Origin of the sequence: Streptomyces sp. CB02056 (assembly GCF_001905545.1) — a bacterium.
GTDB lineage: Bacteria > Actinomycetota > Actinomycetes > Streptomycetales > Streptomycetaceae > Kitasatospora.
In genome coordinates, this window is the sequence record NZ_LIPD01000014.1 from 71,778 (window position 1) to 90,410 (window position 18,633).

The window sequence follows — 18,633 nt, forward strand, 5'->3', positions numbered from 1 at the left end:
CCATGCGGGGGAACGGACTGATAGCGCAGCTGCGGCGGCCGCCGGGCGGGCGGGACGCGCGGATCATGCTGCTGGCGCAGTGCGTCGACCGGACCGGCACGGGGGTGTGGGCAGCGGCCTCGGTGCTCTACTTCACCTACGTCTGCGGGATGGACGCGCGGCAGCTGGGACTGCTGCTCGGGGTCGGGGCGGTGGCGGGGATCGCCGGGTCCCCGCTGGCCGGGCGGGCGGCCGAACGGGTGCCGGTGCGGTGGCTGCTGATCGGCTGCCACCTGCTGCGGCTCGGGGCGATGGGGTTGCTGCTGGTGGTCGACGACTTCGCCGCGCTGCTGCCCGTGGTGGCCCTGATCTGCCTGGCCGAGCGGGCCGCCAAGACCCTGGAGATGCTGTTCGCGACCCGGGTGGCGGGCGAGCGGCGGGCCACCTATCAGGCGCTGTTCCGCAGCGTGGCCAACGCCGGGTACGCGCTCGGCGCGGGTGTCGCGGCGATCGGGCTGGCGGTCGGGACCACCGCCGCCTACCGGGTGCTGATCCTGGCCAACGGGCTGTCCTACGTGCTGGCCGCCGTGCTGGTCTGGCGCACCCGGGAGCCGTCCGGGCGCGGTCTGGTCGCGGCGAAGGCCGGGGCGGCGCCCGCCGCGCCCAGCCCCTGGCGCGACCGGGGCTACCTGCGGTTCGTCCTGCTGGACATGCCGCTGAACCTGGACGACTCGGTCCTCAACGTCGGGCTGCCGCTCTGGCTGGTCCACCACACCGGCGCGCCGCACGCCGTCGTCCCGGTCTTCCTGGTGCTCAACACGGTGCTCGTGGTGCTGCTGCAACTGCGGGTCTCCGCCTGGGCGGAGGGCGCCCTCGGGGCGGCCGCGGCGGTCCGCTGGTACGGGGTGACGGTGCTGGGGGGCTGCCTGCTGATCGCGCTCGCCACCGGCGCCGGACCGGTCCTGGCCTCGGTCGCGCTGCTGGCCGCGGCGATGCTGATCACGCTGGCGGAACTGCTGCGCTCGGTGAGCTCCTGGGAGCTGGCGGTCGTGCTGGCCCCGCCGGGCGCCCAGGCCTCGTACCTCGGGGTCGCCGGGATGTCCCAGTCGGTGCAGAAGTCGGTGGGGCCGCTGCTGCTGACCGGGGTGGTGATGGCGGCCGGGCCGGTCGGGTGGCTCGGGCTCGGCGCGGCGACCGTCGGCCTCGGCACGCTCCAGCGCCGGGCCAGCCTGCGGCGGCTGGCGGCGCTGGGCGGGGCGGCCGACGGCGCGGGGGCCAAGCCGGCGCGGCCGGTCACGGCCTCGGTGGGCTGAGCCGCAGCTGAGTCGGTGCGGGGGAGTCCCGGGACAGCGCTGGGGGACGACTGGGGGACATCCCCCATTCCTCCCCCAAGTAGCGGAGCACCGCGGCCCGTTCGGGCCGGAACCGGTTAGCGTGCGGCCATGACTTCGATCATGGGTTCGACCCTGCGCAGGCACCTCGTCGTGGCGGCCGGCGTCACCGTGCTGCTCGCCGCCAACGCGGCCACCGCCGTCGCCCGCCCGGCCGGTCCGTCCGTCGCCGAGCAGTTGCGCCGGGACGCCGCGGCGATCCACGACCTCGGCATCAGCGGCGTACAGGCCCGGGTGATCGGGCCCGACGGCCGCCAGACGGTCGCCACCAGCGGCACCGCCGACGTCACCACCGGCCGCCCGGTCTCCCCCGACGGCTACTTCCGGATGGCCAGCACGGCCAAGACGATGGTCGCGACCGTGGTCCTCCAGCTGGAGTCCGAGGGGCGGCTGTCGCTGGACGACACGCTCGACCACTGGCTGCCGGAGGTGGTACGGGCCAAGGGCGGAGCCGGCGGCGGGACCACCGTCCGCGAGCTGCTCCAGCACCAGGGCGGCATCGTGGACCACCTGCCCGGATACGACTCGAAGGACGGGTACGAGCGGGAGCGCTACAAGGTCTACCAGCCCGAAGACCTGGTGGCCGGGGCGGAGTTCGGCACCGACAAGAGCTGGAGGTACTCCAACGTCGGCTACCTCCTGCTCGACATGGTCGTCGAGCGGGCCACCGGCCGCCCCGCCCACCGGGAGGTCGAGGAGCGGATCCTGCGCCCGCTCGGCCTCGACCGGACCCGGCTGATGGGCACCTCGCCCACCCTGCCCCGGCCGCACGCCCAGGCCTACCAGTTCTTCCCCGAACCCGACGGCCGGGTGGACGTCACCGAGCAGGTGCCGATGGACCAGGGGCTCTCCTGGGCCACCACCACACGGGACGAGAACGTCCTCCTCCGCGCACTGCTCGCGGGCCGGCTGCTGCCGGCGCGGCAACTGGCCGAGATGCGGCGGACGGTGCCCGTGGACGACCAGACCTCGGAGATGTGGCACGGCGGCGAGTACGGGCTCGGCCTGGTCAAGCGCTCGCTGACCTGTGGTGGGACCTACTGGGGCCACGACGGCGGGGACGGCGGCTTCATCACCCTCAACGGCGTCACCGAGGACGGGAAGCGCAGTGCCGTGGTCTCCATGTCCGAGGCGCTCGGCGACAGTTGGGACCACATCAAGGCCCAGGAGGACGCGGCCTCGAAGCTGATCGACCACGCCCTGTGCGCCGGGAGCCCCCGCGCCAGCTGAGCGGGCGCCGGCGGGGCGTCGGGCCCTGTGATCGACGACCGCATCGTCCGACGGGAGGGTCGTGCGGGTAGGGAACGTCTCCTCCCCGGGGTGTACACGGATAGGTCGTAGGGTCGAGGGCACGTCGTCCCGAGGGGCGATGACCGGCGGGTGCCGGTGGCCACAGGGTGAGGCCATGACGGAAGTGAAGAACATGAAGGAACGTCAGTTCCCATCGAAAATAAGGCGGTTCACCTCGGGCGCGCTAGCGGTCGGGCTGACGTCCGCGCTGCTGACGGCCCTGGTGCCCGCCGTGGCCCAGGCCGCCGGCACCGACCTCGGGGCCGGCCCCGACGCCGGCCGGGGCGGCTGGACCGCGAAGATCAGCCGGACCGAGTACGGCGTCCCGCACGTCCTCGCCCGCGACTTCGGCGGCCTCGGCTACGGCTACGGGTACGCCTTCGCCCAGGACAACCTCTGCCAGCTCGCCGACCAGGTGCTCACCGTGCGCGGCGAGCGCTCGCGCCACCTCGGCCCGGACGGCGAGTCCGTGGACCGGGTGAGCAACCTGGTGAGCGACACCTACCAGCAGGGCCTGCTGCGCGCCGGGACGGTGCGCCGGCTGCAGGCCGCCCCCGCGCCGCTCGGCCCGACCGACGAGGTGCGGCAGCTGGTGGACGGCTACGTCGCCGGGTACAACCGCTACCTGCGCGACACCGGCCCCGACCACCTGCCGGACCCGTCCTGCCGGGGGAAGGCCTGGGTCGGGCCGATCACCGCGGACGACCTGTGGAACATCCTCTACTCCGCCAACACCCTGGCGGGCAGCGGCGCCGCCAAGCAGCAGATCGCCACGGCCGTCCCCGCGGCCTCGACCGGGCCCGCAGCCACAGCCGGGCCCGGCGCCGAAGCCGCCGGACCCGCGGCGGACGCACCCCGGATCGCCGCCCCCGGGCACTCCGCCGACAACCCCGAACTCGGCAGCAACGCCTGGGCGATCGGGCGCGACGCCAGCCGCGACGGCACCGGCCTGCTGCTGGCCAACCCGCACCTCCAGTGGGCCGGCGAGCAGCGCTTCTACCAGGCCCAGCTGACCATCCCCGGCGTCCTGGACGTCGCCGGCGCCGGGCTGTACGGCATCCCGTTCCTCCAGATCGGCCACACCCGCGGCCTCGCCTGGAGCCACACCACCAGCTACGCCGACCACTACACCCTCCACCGGCTCAGCCTGGTGCCGGGCGACCCGACCGCGTACCTGGTGGACGGCAAGGCCGAGCGGATGGCCCAGGAGACCGTCAAGGTCACCGTCCGGGCCGCCGACGGGACGCTCTCCACCGTCGACCGGAGCCTCTACCGCTCCCGCCACGGCTACGTCCTCGCCGACGGCTGGACCGGGGAGCACGCCTACACCCTCGGCGACGCCAACGCCGAGAACCTCCGCTCCCTGAACCAGTGGCTGGCGGTCGGCCGCGCCCAGAACCTCGACCAGCTCCGCCAGGCCCAGCGCACCTACCAGGGCCTCCCGTGGGTGTACACCACGGCCGTCGACTCCACCGGCACCACCTGGTTCACCGACGCCTCCGCCGTCCCGAACCTCCCCGACGCCCAGCGCGACCGCTGCCTGGTCGCGGGCGGCGGCTTCGGACAGGTGCTGGACGGTTCGACCGCCGCCTGCGACCCGGGCACCGACCCGGACGCGCTCGTGCCCGGCGTCTTCGGCCCCGCCAACCAGCCGGGCCTGACCCGCACCGACTACGTCGCCAACTCCAACAACGGCCCGTACCTGACCAACGCGGAGGCCCCGCTCACCGGCTTTCCCGCCATGTACCAGGGCGCCTCCGCGCGGATGCTGCGCAGCCAGCTGGGCCTGCGGATGATCGCCGACCGCCGGGCCGGCACCGACGGCCTCGGCGCCCCCGGGTTCACCCTCGGCTCGCTCCAGGCGACGATGTTCGGCAACCGGGTGCAGAGCGCCGAACTCGACCGCGACGACGCCGTGGCGCTGTGCCGCGCCCACCCGGAGATCGCCGCCTCCGACGGCAGGCGGGTCGACGTCCGCCCGGCCTGCGACGCGCTCGCCGCCTGGAACACCCGGGCCGACGCCGACAGCCGGGGCACCGTGCTCTGGCAGGCGTACCGGGACGCGCTGGCGGGGACCGGCACGACCGCCTGGCAGACGGTCCCGGCCGACCCGGCCCGGCCGCTGACCACCCCGCGCGGCATCGACGCCGCCAACCCCGACGCCCAGCGCGCCCTGGCCGACGCGGTGAAGGGCCTGGCCGCCCGCGGCCTGCCGGTGGACGCCCCGATCGGCCTCGTCCAGCGCTGGGCGGGCATCCCGCTGCACGGCTGCTCCCACCAGCTGGGCTGCTTCAACGTGCTGACGGCGGGGCCGGATTCGGGCACCGGCGGCGGCACCTACCCGACGAACCTCGGCAGCGTCCCGCACGGCGGTACCTTCCTGATGGCCACCGAGCTGACCGACCGGGGTCCGCGCACCAGGACGCTGCTCACCTACGGCGAGTCCGCCGACCCGACCTCGCCGCACTTCACCGACCAGACCCGCGTCTACGCCCGCAAGCAGTGGGTGACCGAGCGCTTCACCGAGGCCGAGATCCGCTCCGCGCCGGGCCTCGGCGTCACCGTCCTGCGGCGCTGACGCGCCGTCGTACGGGCCTCCGGGCCGCCGCCGTTCCCGGAACGGCGGCGGCCCGTCCGACCTCGTGCGGCGGGGTCAGGCGAGGGTGACCTCGACCGGGAGCCGCTTGATGCCGTTGACGAAGTTGGAGCGCACCCGCGGGACGTCCCCGGCGAGTTCGATGCCCGCCAGCCGCGGGATCAGCTCCTCGAACATGATGCGGATCTCGGTGCGCGCGAGCAGGTTGCCCAGGCACAGGTGGGGGCTGCCCTTGCCGAAGGTGACGTGGTCGTTGTCGCGGCGGGTCACGTCGAAGTCGTAGGGGTTGCCGAAGACCTCCTCGTCGCGGTTGCCAGAGGCGAACCACATCACGACCTTCTCGCCCTCCCTGATCCGCCTGCCGCCGAGTTCGACGTCGCGGGTGGCCGTGCGGCGGAAGTGGTAGACGGGGGAGGCCCAGCGCAGGAACTCCTCCACCGCGCCGGGGATGAGGGACGGGTCCTGCTGGAGGCGGGCGAGCTGCTCGGGGTGCTGGAGGAGGGCCAGCATGGAGTGGCTGATGGTGTGCCGGGTGGTCTCGTTGCCAGCGACGACCAGGAGCAGGAAGTAGTTGTCGAAGTCCTGCGGCGAGAGCGGCACCCCGTCGCGGGGGGTCTCGTTGACCAGCCTGGAGACCAGGTCGGTGCCGGCGCCGCCGTGCCGCTGCCGGGCGAGTTCGCGGCCGTAGGCGAAGACCTCCAGCGAGGCGGGCGAACGGAACGGCAGGTCGCGGTACTTCTCGCTCTCCGCGCTGTGCAGCAGGACGTCGGCGTAGTCGGGGTCGGTGTTGCCGATGATCCGGTTGCCCCAGTCGATGAGCTGCTGGTTGTCCTCCGGGGGCACGTCCAGGAGGCGGGCGAGGACGTTGATCGGGAAGTCGGCGGAGACCTCCTTGACGAAGTCGAAGCGGCCCTTGGCCAGGGCGGCGTCCAGCGTGGTGGCGGTCAGGCCGCGCAGGAAGTCGGCGTAGCTGTTGATCACGCCCGCGCCGAACTGGCGCTGGAGGATGCTGCGCAGGGCGCGGTGGCGGACCCCGTCCAGCTCCAGGATGGAGGCGCGCTTCTTGATCTGGTCGTCGTCGACCTCCTCCAGGTTCACGAACCTCGTCGAGGTGAAGGTCTCGGCGTCCCGGTCGACGCGGGCGATGTCGGCGTGCCGGGTGACCGCCCAGAAGCCGGAGTTGGGCGCCTCCTCCGGCTGCCAGTGCACCGGGTCCTGGTGGCGCAGGGTGTGGAACATCCGCCACGGGGTGACGCCGTCGGTGAAGTTGTCGAGGTCGGCCAGGTCCACCTGGTCGAGGGGCAGCGGTTCGTCGATGGCGCCGGAGGCGGGCGGCGTGGACGGCACGGTGGTCACGGTTGGTCTCCTCGGTCTCACAGGTGGTACGCGTACTCGGTGAACTCCCAGTCGGTGACGTGCCGTTGGAAGCGGGCGACCTCGTCGCGCTTGTACGAGAGGTAGGCGTCGACGAAGTCCCGGCCGAGCACCCCGGTCAGGGCCGGGTCCGCCTCCAGGGCGTCGAGCGCCTCGGGCAGGGACGTCGGCAGCAGCGCGGACCTGGCGCGGTCGTAGCCGTAGCCCTCCAGCGGGGCGGCGGGCTCCTCGCCGGCGAGGACGCCCAGCAGGGCCGCCGCGACGGTCCCCGCGATCAGCAGGTAGGGGTTGGCGCTCGCGTCCCCCAGCCGCAGCTCGAAGCGGCTGCCGGAGCCGCGCTCCGGCGGGATCCGGACCATGGCGCTGCGGTTGTCCAGCCCCCAGTCGATCAGCCAGGGGGCGAGGGTGTCGGGGCCGAAGCGCTTGTAGGAGTTGACCGTCGGGTTGGCCAGCGCCGCGAGCGCCGGGGCGTGGGCGAGGACGCCGGCCACCGCGTGGCGCGCGGTCGTGCTCAGCCCGTACGGCGCGGCCGGGTCCGCGAAGACGTTGCCGCCCGCGCCGTCCACGCAGGACAGGTGGAGGTGGAAGCCGGAACCGCCGGCGCCCTGGAAGGGCTTGGCCATGAAGGTGGCCAACCGGCCTTCCTTGCGGGCGAGTTCCTTGACCGCGGACTTGAAGCGGAAGGCGCGGTCGGCGGCCGCCATGGCGTCGGAGTGGTTGAGGTTGATCTCGAACTGGGAGCCGTCGAACTCGTGGTTGCCGTTGGTGATGCCGATGCCGAGGTCGCGCAGCAGGCGCAGGGTGCGCAGCAGGTGGTTGTCGGCGTCCGCGCGCAGCCCCGCCGTGTAGACCACGCCGGCGGCCTCGCTGTAGCGGCGCCAGCCCTGCGGCGTCCCGGGCGCGGCGTCGCACAGGAAGTACTCCAACTCCGGCCCCACGACCGGGTGCAGGCCGTGCTCACGGCACCGGTCGACGACCGTGCGCAGCAGGTCGCGGGGGGACTCCGGGGCGGGCCGTCCGGTGGCCGGGTCGGTGACGTCGCCGAGGCAGCTGGCGACTCCGGGCTCCCAGGGCAGGGCGGCCAGGGTGTCGAGGTCGGGGCGCACGCAGATGTCGGGCAGGCCGGCGTCCAGGCCGCCGGGGACGGGGACCACGTCGCCCTGGGGGCTGGTGTGGTAGACGGCGCGGCAGAAGGCGAGGCCGTGTTCGCAGGCCGAGGGCAGGTGGTCCAGCAGGACGTCCCGGGCCCGTTCGGTGCCGATGAGGTCGGGATAGGTCACCCGGACCACGTCGATGCCCTGGGCGGCCAGCCGCTCCAGGTGGTGGCGGACGGGCGGGATGTCGGATGCGCTCACCGGTGTCTCCTCTGGGGGAAGTGGGGCGCCTCCCCGCGTTCACGGCGTCGGGAGGGCCAGGGCGCACGGCAGTGGCGGGGTGGGGGAGGGGGCGCGGCGGCTTCGGGCTGCGGGGTGGGGCAGGACACGCTCGCTCGCTGGTGGCAAACGGTAGGGACGCCGGTCGCTCTCCCGCAAGGGGTCTGCCCCAGAAATTTATCCATCCGGATAGCTCTTGACCAGAGGCCGGCTGCTTCCTATGTTATTTGACATCAAACGTTTTGGCGGTCGCTCGTCACCGCCTTCCTCGGCGGCCATCGCCCCCTGCCTCCGGCGTCCGCCGCCCCCTCGGCCGTGATCCGGCCCCCGCGGCCCCACGCCCCCCGCGATCCCCCCGTTCCCTTCCTTTTCCGCGACGCTCCCCCACCACCAGGAGGACCGGCCATGAAGGTCGTCGTCGACATGAACAAGTGCCAGGACCACGGCCAGTGCGTCTTCGCCGCCCCCGACGTCTTCCGCTTCGACGAGGACGGACACCTCGCGTACGTCGCCCACCCCGACGAGGGCCTGCGCGCCGACGTCGAGGAGGCCGCCGACGTCTGCCCGCTCCAGGCCATCCGGATCGAGGACTGAGCCGTGACCGCACCCACCGCCGGGGCCGGCACGCCGACCGCCGGGGCCGGCGCACCCGTCGTCGTGGCCGGCGCCTCCATGGCCGGGCTGCGCGCCGCCGAACAGCTGCGCGCCGCGGGCTGGGACGGGCCGATCACCCTCGTCGGGGACGAGCCCCACATGCCCTACAACCGGCCCCCGCTGTCCAAGGAGGTCCTGGCGGGCACGGCCTCCTTCGACTCGCTCGCCCTCCGGCCCCGGGCCGGCGTCTCCGACGTGCACTGGCGCCTGGGCACCGCGGTCGTCCGGGCCGACCTCGACCGCCGGACCGTCGAACTCGACGGCGGCGAGAACCTGCCCTACCGCGCCCTCGTCGTGGCCACCGGCATGCGCGCCCGGCGGCTGCGCTGCCCCGGCCCCGCCACCGGGCGGCACACCGTCCGTACCCAGGCCGACGCCCGGGGGCTGCGCGAGGCGCTGACCCGGCCCGGCGCGCGGGTGGTCGTGGTCGGAGCCGGCTTCATCGGCTGCGAGGTGGCCGCCACCGCCGTCGCCCTCGGCGCCGCCGAGGTCACCGTGGTCGACCCGCAGCCGCTGCCCATGGTCGGCCCGCTGGGCGAACTGCTCGCCGGGTCGCTGCTCGGCCGCCACCGGCGGCGGGGCGTCCGCTTCGCCCTCGGCACCGGGGTGACCGGCTTCCGGGGCGAGGACCGGGTCACCGGGGTGGTGCTGGCGGACGGCCGGGTGTTGGCCGCGGACGTGGTGGTGGAGTCGGTCGGCTCGGTGGCCAACACCGAGTGGCTCGAAGGCAACGGCCTGGACCTCTCCGACGGCGTGCGCACGGACGAGCACCTGCGGGCCGGCGGGCGGCCGGAGGTGGTCGCCGTCGGTGACGTCGCCCGCTTCCCCAACGCCCGGTACGACGGCGTCCCGCGCCGCGTCGAGCACTGGTCCATCCCCACCGACACGGCCAAGCACGCCGCCAGGGTGCTCGCCGCCCACCTCGCCGGCGCCGACCACGGTCTCGCGCCGTTCGCCCCGCTGCCGACCTTCTGGAGCGACCAGCACGACTTCCGGCTGCAGTCCTTCGGCGCCCCCGGCCTCGGCCGGGACGACGCGCGCGTCCTGGCCGGCGACCTCGACGGCGACCCCGACGGGGACGTCCTGGTCGGCTACCACCGGGCCGGCCGCCTGGTCGGCGTCGTCGCCCTCGGCGGGCGGGGCGCCGCGGCCGCCGCCGCCCGCTACCGCGCCGAGCTGCTGCGGCGGCCGGACGTCGAGCAGCCGGCCGTAGCGCAGCAGGCCGTAGAGCAGCCGGCTGTAGAGCAGCCCGCCCTCCCACACCCCGCTCCCACCGCGTAAGGAACCCCAAGTGGCCAGTGTCCGTGGATACTTCCACCCCAAGACGGCGACCGGCGACTCGTCGCTGATCCCCCCGCCGCCGTGGCGCTACTCCGGCGACCTGCTCACCGTCGAGTACCGCACCGACCCGGCCCGGGTGCGCGAGCTGCTGCCCGAGCCGCTGGAACTCGCCGACGAGGACCCGGGCGCCGTCGCGCTGATCTGGGCCGACTGGCAGTCCTGCTCCGCCTCCGGACGGGAGCTGCTCGACCCGGTGCGCGCCCAGTACAAGGAGGCGTTCGCCGTCGTCCGCTGCGCGTACCGGGGCCGGACGTACAGCCGCTGCGCGCACATCTGGGTCGACAAGGACTTCGCGATCGCCCGGGGGCTGCACCAGGGCTACCCGAAGAAGCTCGGCTCCATCCACCAGACCCGGCCGCACCCGTACGGGCCCGCCCCGCGGATCGAGGCCGGCGCCCGGTTCGGCGCGACCCTCGCCGCCGCGGACCGGCGCCTGGCCCAGGCCGTCGTCACGCTGCGCGAGCCGTCGGAGAGCAACGGCTTCGTCAACGGCCACCCGATGCTCCACCACCGCTGGCTGCCCTCCATCGAGAAGGGCAAGGGCCTCGCCCTGGACGAGCTGGTCGAGTCCGGCGCCGCCTCCTTCGAGGCCGGGCAGCCCTGGGTGGGCGACGCCGAACTGGAGCTGTTCGAGGCGCCCACCGAGGAGCTGGCCCGGCTGGAGGTCCGCGAGCCGATCGCCGCCTACTACCGGCAGGTCGGCGTGGTGTGGGACGGCGGCCGGCTGCTGGAGTCCGGCACCTCCGGCGCCGAGTGACCCCCCGCCGCACCGACCACGAGGAACCCGGAGACACGAGGAAGCCCAGGACATGAGCGAACACACCACCACCGTCGCCGGGGTCGCCGTCGACACCCGGCACTGGATCGGCGGCGAACGCGTCGCCTCCGCCGGCACCTTCACCGACGTCTCGCCCGTCGACGGCGCCGTCCTCGGCGAGATCGCCCGGGGCACCGCGACGGAGGCCGCCGCCGCGGTCGCCGCCGCCAAGGCCGCCTTCCCCGCCTGGGCGGCCACCCCGTGCGAGGAGCGGGCCCGCCTCCTGCACGCCGTCGCCGACGGTGTGGAGCGCCGGCTGGAGGAGCTGGCCGTCGTGGAGACGGCCGACAACGGCGCCCTGCTGCGCTCGCACCGCCGCGGCGTCATGCCCCGGGTCGCCCACAACTTCCGCTTCTTCGCCGACTGGCTGCTGCGGCTCGGCCACGAGGACTTCGACACCCGCGGCCACACCAACCACGTCAGCTGGGACCCGGCCGGCCCCTGCGTGCTGATCACCCCCTGGAACGCGCCGCTGATGCTGGCCACCTGGAAGGTCGCCCCGGCCCTGGCGGCCGGGAACACGGTCGTCCTCAAGCCCGCCGAGTGGTCGCCGCTGACGGCCTCGCTGCTCGCCGCGATCGCCGCCGAGGCGGGGCTGCCGGCCGGCGTGCTCAACGTGGTGCAGGGGTACGGCTCCGAGATCGGCGACGCCCTCACCTCGCACCCGGACGTGCGCCGGATCAGCTTCACCGGGTCCGTGCCGACCGCCCGGCGGATCGCCGCGTCGGCCGCCGCCAACCTCACCCCGCTCAGCCTCGAACTGGGCGGCAAGTCCCCGCTGCTGGTCTTCGCCGACGCCGACCTGGACCTCGCCGTCGAGCTCGCGGTGGAGCAGTACGACAACGCCGGCCAGGTCTGCCTGGCCGCCACCCGCCTCCTCGTCGAGGAGACGGTCGCCGAGGAGTTCACCCGGCGCTTCGTCGAGCGGGCCGCACGCCTCGTGCAGGGCGACCCGCGGGACGAGGCGACCGACATCGGCCCCACCGTCCACCCCCGCCAGCTGGAGAAGGTCGACGGCTTCGTCCGGCGGGCCGTCGCGGCCGGCGCCCGCACCGTGATCGGCGGCCGGCCCCGGGACGGCCGGTACTACGCGCCGACCCTGCTCACCGACGTCGCCCAGGACGCGGAGATCGTCCAGGAGGAGGTCTTCGGCCCCGTCCTGACCCTCCAGACCTTCGGCACCGAGGAGGAGGCCGTCCGGCTGGCCAACGACACCCGCTTCGGCCTGGCGGCCACCGTGGCCACCGGCGACCCGGAGCGCGCCCGCCGGGTCACCGCGCGGCTGGTGGCGGGCACCGTCTGGGTCAACTGCTTCTTCGTCCGGGACCTCCAGGCCCCGTTCGGCGGCTCCCGCCACTCGGGCGTCGGCCGCGAGGGCGGCACCTGGAGCTTCGACTTCTACTGCGACGTCAAGAACACCGTCACCTCGCCGAAGGGGTGGACCAGCCATGGGTGAGATCGTCGGGGCCGGCCTGCTGGCCCACGTGCCCACCATCGTGCTGCCCGAGGAGACCAGGCGCCGACTGAACGACGGCCGGGAGATCACCCTCGTCACCGGCCTGCGGCAGCTGCGCGAGGAGGTCTTCGAGCGCGCGGACTACGACACCGTCGTCGTCCTGGACTCCCACTGGGCGACCACCGTCGAGTTCGTGGTCACCGCCCAGCAGCGCCGGGCCGGGCTGTTCACCTCCGAGGAGCTGCCGCGCGGCATGTGCCGGATGCCGTACGACTTCCCCGGGGACCCCGAACTCGCCCACGCCATCGCCTCGTTCGCCGACCGGCACGGCACCTGGATCACCCCGGTCGACGACGCGTACCTGCCGATCTACTACGCCACCGTCAACCTGTGGAAGTTCCTCGGCGAGGGCCTGCCGGACAAGCGCTGGGTGACCATCGGCGTCTGCCAGACCGGCGACGCCGAGGACCACCTGCGGCTGGGCCGCGCCCTGGCCGACGGCATCGCCGCCACCCCGGGCCGGCGGGTGCTGCTGATCGCCTCCGGGGCCCTGTCCCACACCTTCTGGCCGCTGCGCGAGCTGCGCGACCACGAGTCCGGCGACCCGGCGCACATCTTCACCCCCGAGGCCCGGGCCGCCGACCGGGAACGGATCGCCTGGTTCAAGGAGGGCCGCCACGACCGGGTCCTCGACACCATGGACGAGTTCCGGCGCCACCGGCCCGAGGCCGGGTTCTCCCACTACCTGATGATGGCCGGCGCCCTCGGCGAACGGGCCTGCACCGCGACGGCGCGCCAGTACGGCGAGTACGAGAACGCGATCGGCACCGGCCAGGCCCACCTCTGGTTCGACCGCCCGCAGGGCGGCTGGACGGGCACCGGCCCGTCCGCCGCCTCGGCCGGCCCGCGCAACCCCCACAGCCTCCGCTAGAAAGGCCCCGCCATGCCCGAGTACCGCCGCATCCTGCTCGACGGCGCCGCCGTCCAGACCGTGCGCGAGGGCGACGACCTGGTGGCCGGCGACGGCCGGCGCGTCGCGGCCGAGGACGCCCACCACCTGCCGCCCGTCGTCCCCTCCAAGGTGATCGCCGTCCACCTCAACCACCGCAGCCGGGTGGAGGAGTTCCGGATCGGCCTGCCCGACAGCCCCACCTACTTCCACAAGCCGACCTCGGCGCTCAACTCCCACCGGGGCGCGGTCGTCCGCCCCGAGGGCTGCAAGTGGCTCAACTACGAGGGCGAGGTCGCCATCGTGATCGGCCGCACCGCGCGCAACGTCTCCCCGGCCGAGGCGGGGGAGTACATCGCCGGGTACACCGTGGCCAACGACTACGGCCTGCACGACTTCCGGGACACCGACGCCGGCTCCATGCTCCGGGTCAAGGGCTCCGACACCCTGTGCCCGCTCGGCCCCGGGCTGGTCACCGACTGGGACTTCCACGGCAAGCGACTGCGGACCTACGTCAACGGCGAGGTCGTCCAGGACGGCTCCACCGACGAGATGACCTGGGACATGCACTACCTCGTCGCCGATATCGCCCGCACCATCACCCTGTACCCCGGCGACGTGCTGCTGTCCGGCACCCCGGCCAACTCCCGGCCGGTGGCGCCCGGGGACCTCGTCGAGGTCGAGGTGGAGGGCCTCGGCCGGCTCGCCAACCGCATCGTCGCCGGGCCGACCCCGGTGCGCACCGACGTGGGGGCGCAGCCCACGGAGTCGGAGGAGGTGCTGTCCACCGCCCTGGGCGGGGACTGGGAGTTCCGCGGCATCCGGCCGCCGAAGCGCTGACCGGTGCGCGCCGGTAGGGTCGATCACATGACCGATCCCGTCAAGCCCACCACCGTCGAGCGCGGCCCCCGCAAGCGCGTGACGAACTACGGGACGGGACGGACGGCCCTGCTGGACGCCGCCGTGCGCGTGGTGGCCCGGGGCGGTCTGCGCAAGCTCACCTACCGGGCCGTCGCCCAGGAGGCCGGTGTCACCCACGGGCTCGTCGTGCACTACTTCGGTACGCGGGACGCGCTGATCGAGGAGGCGCTGACCCACGCCATCCGCTCCTCGCTGAGCGTCAGCGCGCTCGGCGTCGGCACCGGCCCCGCGGCCGACTTCGCCACCGGTCTCGTGGAGATGGTCGAGTCCGGTCCCGAGGTGCAGGCCTTCCAGTACGAGCTGCTGCTGGAGGCCCGCCGCCGGCCGGAGCTGCTGCCGCACCTGCGCGGCCTCTACGAGGAGTACTTCGAGGCCAGCCGGAGCGAGTTGGGCCGGATCCTGCCCGGCCCGGTGAGCCGTGGCATGTCCCGGCTGGTCTTCGCCGCGCTGGAGGGCCTGGTGCTGCACCAGCTGGTCTTCGGTGAGCGGGAGGCCACCGAGGAGGCGCTGGCGGAGCTCAGGGGCCTGCTGGCCGGGCTGGTCGAGGAGCCCGACGGGCGCTGACGCCGCGCCCTACCACCCCCTCTTTCCTGCTTCCCGACCCCTTGTCAAACGCATGGCGCCGCCCCACGATGAGGCAACTCGTTTGACCTGAAACGACCCTCTCCGGACTTTCCCCCACTTCGACCTGGCAGGTGATCCGTGTGGACAGTCGGACGACGTCCTCCGAACGGACCGAGCGGGACGCCCCCACCGCGGCCACGCTCAAACCCAACGCCCTGGGTGTCCTGGGCATCCTCTTCTTCGTCCTCTCCGGCCAGGCCCCGCTGACGGGCATCGCCGGCGCCGCCCCGATCTCGGTCGCCCTCGGCAACGGCTCCGGCACCCCCGCGGCCTACGTGGTGGCCGGGGCGGTGATCCTGCTCTTCTCCGTCGGGTTCATCGCCATGGGCCGGCACGTCGTGGACGCCGGAGCCTTCTACACGTACATCGGCACCGGCCTCGGCCGGGCCGCCGGCGCGGGCAGCGCGAGCGTCGCCCTGTTCGCCTACTGCGTCATCCAGGCGGCGATGTACGGCCTGTACGGCTCGATCGTCAGCGGGCTGGTCTCCGACCACACCCCGCTCCACCTCCCGTGGTGGGTCTACACCCTGGTCACCATGGCCGTGGTGCAGGCCCTCGGCGCCCTGGGCATCGAGATGGGCGCCCGGGTGCTGGCCGCGTTCGTCCTCGCCGAGTTCAGCATCCTGCTGGTCTTCGGCGTGGTCACCCTGGTCAAGGGCGGCGGGCCGGAAGGGCTCGGGGTGGCCGAGAGCTTCTCCCCGTCGGCCGCCCTCCAGGGCGCGCCGGGCGTCGCCGTGATGTTCGCCCTGGCCTCGATGTTCGGCTTCGAGGCCACCGCCATCTACGGCGAGGAGGCGAAGGAGCCCAAGAAGACCGTACCGAGGGCGACCTACCTCTCGGTGACCGTGGTCACCGTCTTCTTCGCCCTCACCTCGTGGATGCTGATCTCCGCGTACGGTGCCGCCAAGGCCCCCGCGGCGGCCGCCAAGGCGGTGGCCGCCGGGGACTCCGCCGGGTTCGTCTTCGCCCCCGTGGCCGACCTGTTCGGCGGCTGGATCGGCGGCGTCCTGCCGGTCCTGCTCGCCACCTCGCTGTTCGCCGGCGTCCTGACCTTCCACAACTCCGCCAGCCGGTACCTGTTCTGCCTCGGCCGGGACCGGCAGCTGCCCGCACCGCTGTGCCGGCTGAACCGGCGGCACGCCCCGGCGGTCGCGGGCCGGGTGCAGACCGCCATCGCCGTCCTCCTGGTCGTGCCCTTCGCGCTGGCCGGCAAGGACCCGGTGCTCACCCTCTTCTCCTGGTTCAGCGGACTCGCCGTCCTGGCGATGATGCTGCTCTACCTGCTCACCTCGCTGTCCGTCGTGGTGTACTTCCGCCGTCGACGGGTCGACACCAGGCTGTGGAACACCGTGATCGCCCCCGTGCTGGGCGCGCTCGGCATCGCCGGTGCCATCTGGCTCATCCTGGCCAACTTCACCACCCTGATCGGGGGCGAGGCCGGTACCGCGCTGTGGCTCGTCCTGTCCGTGCCGGTCGTCATGGCGCTCGGCGTGGCCAACCAGCGCATCCGGCGCCGACGCACCGGCTGACGCGCCCCCGGGTCGACGCATTGCCCGGTCGATGCTCTCCCCGGCTGACGCTTTCCTCGGCTGACGCTTTCCCCGGCGCGCGCCCGCAGGCAGGGCGCGCGCCACCCACCCCGCACCCACGTGCTCCGGAGGACCCGATGACCCTCGCCACCCACGACGACTGGCTGCGCCGGGCCGAGGCGCTGGAACCGGCCGTCACACACCTGATCGACGGCGCCGACGAACCCGGCGACGGCGCGTTCCCCGTGGTGTCGCCCCGCGACGGCCGGGTGCTGGCCGAGGCCGCCGACGCCGGCCCGGCCGAGGTCGACGCGGCCGTCGCCGCCGCCCGCCGCGCCTTCGACCACGGCCCCTGGCCGCGGCTCTCCCCGGCCGACCGCGGACGGATCCTGCTGCGGTTCGCCGACCTCCTGGAGGAGCGGCGGACCGAACTGGCGCTCACCATCAGCCTGGAGATGGGGAAACCGGTCACCGACGCCCACGACATCGAACTGCGGGCCGTCATCACCACCTTCCGCTGGTACGGCGGGCTCGCCGACAAGCTCACCGACGAGTCCCCGCACACCGCGCCCGACGCCCTCGCCCTCGTCACCCGGGAGCCCGCCGGGGTCGTCGGCGCGGTCGTCCCGTGGAACTTCCCGCTCACCCTGGCCGGCTGGAAGATCGCCCCGGCCCTGGCCGCCGGCTGCACGGTCGTCCTCAAGCCCTCGGAGCACTCCCCGCTGTCCGCCCTGCTGCTCGGACGGATCGGCCTCGCGGCCGGGCTGCCGCCGGGCGTGCTCAACGTCGTGGCCGGCGACGGACCGGTGGCCGGCCGCGCCCTCGGTCTCCACCCCGGCGTGGACGTCCTCGCCTTCACCGGCTCCACCGCCGTCGGACGCCACTTCCTGCGCTACTCCGCCGACTCCAACCTCAAGCGGGTCTGGCTGGAGCTGGGCGGCAAGTCGCCCAACATCGTCCTGCCCGACGCCCCCGACCTGGAGCGGGCCGCGGCCACCGCCGCCTGGGGCATCTTCTTCAACCAGGGCGAGATGTGCACCGCGCCCTCCCGGCTGCTGGTCCACCGCTCCGTCGCCGAGCAGGTCACCGAGGCCGTCGTGGCGCGCGCCCGCGCCCTGCGGGTGGGCGACCCCCTCGACCCGGCCACCGAGATGGGCGCCCTGGTCGGCGAGCACCACCTCGACCGGGTGCTCGGCCACGTCCGCACCGCCCTCGACGACGGCGCCCGCCTGCGCACGGGCGGCGGGCGCACCCTGACCGGCACCGGCGGCTCCTACCTCGAACCGACCGTCTTCGACCGGGTCGCCCCCGACAGCCGGCTGGCCCGCGAGGAGGTCTTCGGCCCGGTGCTCTCCGTCCTCGCCTTCGACGACCTCGACGAGGCCGTCGCCCTCGCCAACGCCACCGAGTACGGCCTCGCGGCCGGCCTGTGGACCTCCGACCTGTCCACCGCCCACCGGGTCTCCCGCGCCCTCAGGGCCGGCACGGTCTGGGTCAACTGCTACGAGGAGGGCGACCTCACCGTGCCCTTCGGCGGCATGAAGCAGTCCGGCAACGGACGCGACAAGTCCGCCCACGCGCTGGAGAAGTACACCGAACTCAAGACCACCTGGATCCAGTTGTGACCCGTCGCCCGCTGATTGCCGTGCCGGCCCGCTTCGCCGCCACCACCTCCGCGCTGCGGTACGCCGCGGAGGTCAACGCCCGCGCGCTGGTCGAGGCCGTCTGGCGGGCCGGCGGCGAGCCCGCCACCCTGCACCCGCACGCGCCCGGCGGCACCGCCGACCCCGAGGAGGTCGCCGCCCGGCTCTCCCGCTTCGACGCGCTGCTGCTCCCCGGCGGCGGCGACCTGGCACCCCACCGCTACGGCGCGCCCGACGCCCACGAGGCCGTCTACGACGTGGACGAGGAGCAGGACGCGTTCGACCTGGAACTCGCCCGGCGGGCCCTCGCGAGCGGACTGCCGCTGCTGGCCGTCTGCCGCGGACTCCAGGTGGTCAACACGGTGCTGGGCGGCACCCTGCACCAGGACATGGGCGGCCCCGGACGGGACCACCGCCACCTGCGGCACCCCGTCCCGCTCGCGCCCGGCTCCGGGCTGGCCCGGATCGCCGGCGCAGGGGAGGTCCGGGTGTCCTGCTACCACCACCAGCACGTGGACCGCCTCGGGGAGGGCCTGGCCGTCACCGCCCGGGCCGCCGACGGGACCGTCGAGGCCGTCGAACTCCCCGACTACGAGGGCTGGTTCGCCGCCGTACAGTGGCACCCCGAGGACACCGCCCACGAGGACCCGGCCCAGCAGCGCCTCTTCGACGCCCTGGTGCGGGCCGCCGGCTGAG

General features: G+C 74.1%; 15 protein-coding genes. 13 read left to right on the forward strand and 2 right to left on the reverse strand.

Annotated features, from left to right (window positions below; genetic code table 11):
* Nucleotides 1–2: 2 nt before the first annotated feature.
* From AMK13_RS32165 to AMK13_RS32175, 3 genes are all read left to right on the forward strand, one after another.
* Nucleotides 3–1,292 carry an MFS transporter gene (locus tag AMK13_RS32165; RefSeq protein ID WP_241853121.1) on the forward strand — a complete coding sequence of 430 codons (1,290 nt, stop codon included), beginning with the start codon at nucleotides 3–5 and terminating at the stop codon, nucleotides 1,290–1,292.
* A 129-nt stretch (nucleotides 1,293–1,421) separates the two neighbouring features.
* The gene (locus AMK13_RS32170; RefSeq protein ID WP_074005203.1) at nucleotides 1,422–2,600 is read left to right on the forward strand and encodes a serine hydrolase domain-containing protein; all 1,179 of its coding nucleotides are present in this window, start codon (nucleotides 1,422–1,424) and stop codon (nucleotides 2,598–2,600) included.
* A gap of 175 nt (nucleotides 2,601–2,775) precedes the next feature.
* Nucleotides 2,776–5,238: a penicillin acylase family protein gene (locus tag AMK13_RS32175; protein ID WP_241853122.1), complete on the forward strand. Its 2,463-nt coding sequence runs from the start codon at nucleotides 2,776–2,778 to the stop codon at nucleotides 5,236–5,238.
* A 75-nt stretch (nucleotides 5,239–5,313) separates the two neighbouring features.
* Here AMK13_RS32175 and AMK13_RS32180 read toward each other — a convergent pair whose 3' ends face one another.
* Together AMK13_RS32180 and AMK13_RS32185 are read right to left on the reverse strand one after the other, a co-directional pair.
* A complete protein-coding gene (locus AMK13_RS32180; protein ID WP_107418919.1) occupies nucleotides 5,314–6,603 on the reverse strand; it encodes a cytochrome P450 in 1,290 nt (429 codons plus the stop codon).
* Nucleotides 6,604–6,629: 26 nt separating this feature from the next.
* Complete coding sequence (locus AMK13_RS32185) at nucleotides 6,630–7,985, reverse strand: glutamine synthetase family protein (protein WP_074005206.1); 1,356 nt, start codon at nucleotides 7,983–7,985, stop codon at nucleotides 6,630–6,632.
* Between the two features lie 423 nt (nucleotides 7,986–8,408).
* Here AMK13_RS32185 and AMK13_RS32190 point away from each other — a divergent pair, with 423 nt between their 5' ends.
* From AMK13_RS32190 to AMK13_RS32235, 10 genes are all read left to right on the forward strand, one after another.
* Nucleotides 8,409–8,597 (forward strand): ferredoxin, encoded by a 189-nt coding sequence (locus AMK13_RS32190; RefSeq protein WP_049656520.1) that lies wholly within the window; start codon nucleotides 8,409–8,411, stop codon nucleotides 8,595–8,597.
* A 3-nt stretch (nucleotides 8,598–8,600) separates the two neighbouring features.
* Nucleotides 8,601–9,938: an NAD(P)/FAD-dependent oxidoreductase gene (locus AMK13_RS32195; RefSeq protein WP_274538708.1), complete on the forward strand. Its 1,338-nt coding sequence runs from the start codon at nucleotides 8,601–8,603 to the stop codon at nucleotides 9,936–9,938.
* Between the two features lie 10 nt (nucleotides 9,939–9,948).
* Entirely contained in the window at nucleotides 9,949–10,755 is an 807-nt protein-coding gene (locus AMK13_RS32200) for an acetoacetate decarboxylase family protein (protein ID WP_074005207.1), read from the forward strand.
* 52 nt (nucleotides 10,756–10,807) lie between these two features.
* On the forward strand, nucleotides 10,808–12,271 hold the full coding sequence (locus AMK13_RS32205; RefSeq protein WP_074005208.1) for an aldehyde dehydrogenase: 1,464 nt from the start codon (nucleotides 10,808–10,810) through the stop codon (nucleotides 12,269–12,271).
* The gene (locus tag AMK13_RS32210) at nucleotides 12,264–13,202 is read left to right on the forward strand and encodes a 3,4-dihydroxyphenylacetate 2,3-dioxygenase (RefSeq protein WP_049650718.1); all 939 of its coding nucleotides are present in this window, start codon (nucleotides 12,264–12,266) and stop codon (nucleotides 13,200–13,202) included. The genes AMK13_RS32205 and AMK13_RS32210 overlap by 8 nt, the downstream gene beginning before the upstream one ends.
* 12 nt (nucleotides 13,203–13,214) lie before the next feature.
* Nucleotides 13,215–14,060 (forward strand): fumarylacetoacetate hydrolase family protein, encoded by an 846-nt coding sequence (locus AMK13_RS32215; protein WP_074005209.1) that lies wholly within the window; start codon nucleotides 13,215–13,217, stop codon nucleotides 14,058–14,060.
* Between the two features lie 27 nt (nucleotides 14,061–14,087).
* Nucleotides 14,088–14,705: a TetR/AcrR family transcriptional regulator gene (locus AMK13_RS32220; RefSeq protein WP_074005210.1), complete on the forward strand. Its 618-nt coding sequence runs from the start codon at nucleotides 14,088–14,090 to the stop codon at nucleotides 14,703–14,705.
* 140 nt (nucleotides 14,706–14,845) lie between these two features.
* Nucleotides 14,846–16,294, forward strand: coding sequence for an APC family permease (locus AMK13_RS32225; RefSeq protein WP_074005211.1), 1,449 nt, complete (start codon nucleotides 14,846–14,848; stop codon nucleotides 16,292–16,294).
* A gap of 137 nt (nucleotides 16,295–16,431) precedes the next feature.
* On the forward strand, nucleotides 16,432–17,919 hold the full coding sequence (locus tag AMK13_RS32230; RefSeq protein ID WP_074005212.1) for an aldehyde dehydrogenase: 1,488 nt from the start codon (nucleotides 16,432–16,434) through the stop codon (nucleotides 17,917–17,919).
* On the forward strand, nucleotides 17,916–18,632 hold the full coding sequence (locus tag AMK13_RS32235; protein WP_074005213.1) for a gamma-glutamyl-gamma-aminobutyrate hydrolase family protein: 717 nt from the start codon (nucleotides 17,916–17,918) through the stop codon (nucleotides 18,630–18,632). Before AMK13_RS32230 ends, AMK13_RS32235 begins: the two co-directional genes overlap by 4 nt.
* Nucleotide 18,633: the final 1 nt, after the last annotated feature.

Excerpts from the sequence above, each read along its gene's own strand:
- AMK13_RS32165 (WP_241853121.1), top strand. The coding sequence starts at position 3 with ATGCGGGGGAACGGACTGATAGCGCAGCTGCGGCGGCCGCCGGGCGGG.
- AMK13_RS32170 (WP_074005203.1), top strand. The coding sequence starts at position 1,422 with ATGACTTCGATCATGGGTTCGACCCTGCGCAGGCACCTCGTCGTGGCG.
- AMK13_RS32175 (WP_241853122.1), top strand. The coding sequence starts at position 2,776 with ATGACGGAAGTGAAGAACATGAAGGAACGTCAGTTCCCATCGAAAATA.
- AMK13_RS32190 (WP_049656520.1), top strand. The coding sequence starts at position 8,409 with ATGAAGGTCGTCGTCGACATGAACAAGTGCCAGGACCACGGCCAGTGC.
- AMK13_RS32205 (WP_074005208.1), top strand. The coding sequence starts at position 10,808 with ATGAGCGAACACACCACCACCGTCGCCGGGGTCGCCGTCGACACCCGG.
- AMK13_RS32210 (WP_049650718.1), top strand. The coding sequence starts at position 12,264 with ATGGGTGAGATCGTCGGGGCCGGCCTGCTGGCCCACGTGCCCACCATC.
- AMK13_RS32215 (WP_074005209.1), top strand. The coding sequence starts at position 13,215 with ATGCCCGAGTACCGCCGCATCCTGCTCGACGGCGCCGCCGTCCAGACC.
- AMK13_RS32220 (WP_074005210.1), top strand. The coding sequence starts at position 14,088 with ATGACCGATCCCGTCAAGCCCACCACCGTCGAGCGCGGCCCCCGCAAG.
- AMK13_RS32230 (WP_074005212.1), top strand. The coding sequence starts at position 16,432 with ATGACCCTCGCCACCCACGACGACTGGCTGCGCCGGGCCGAGGCGCTG.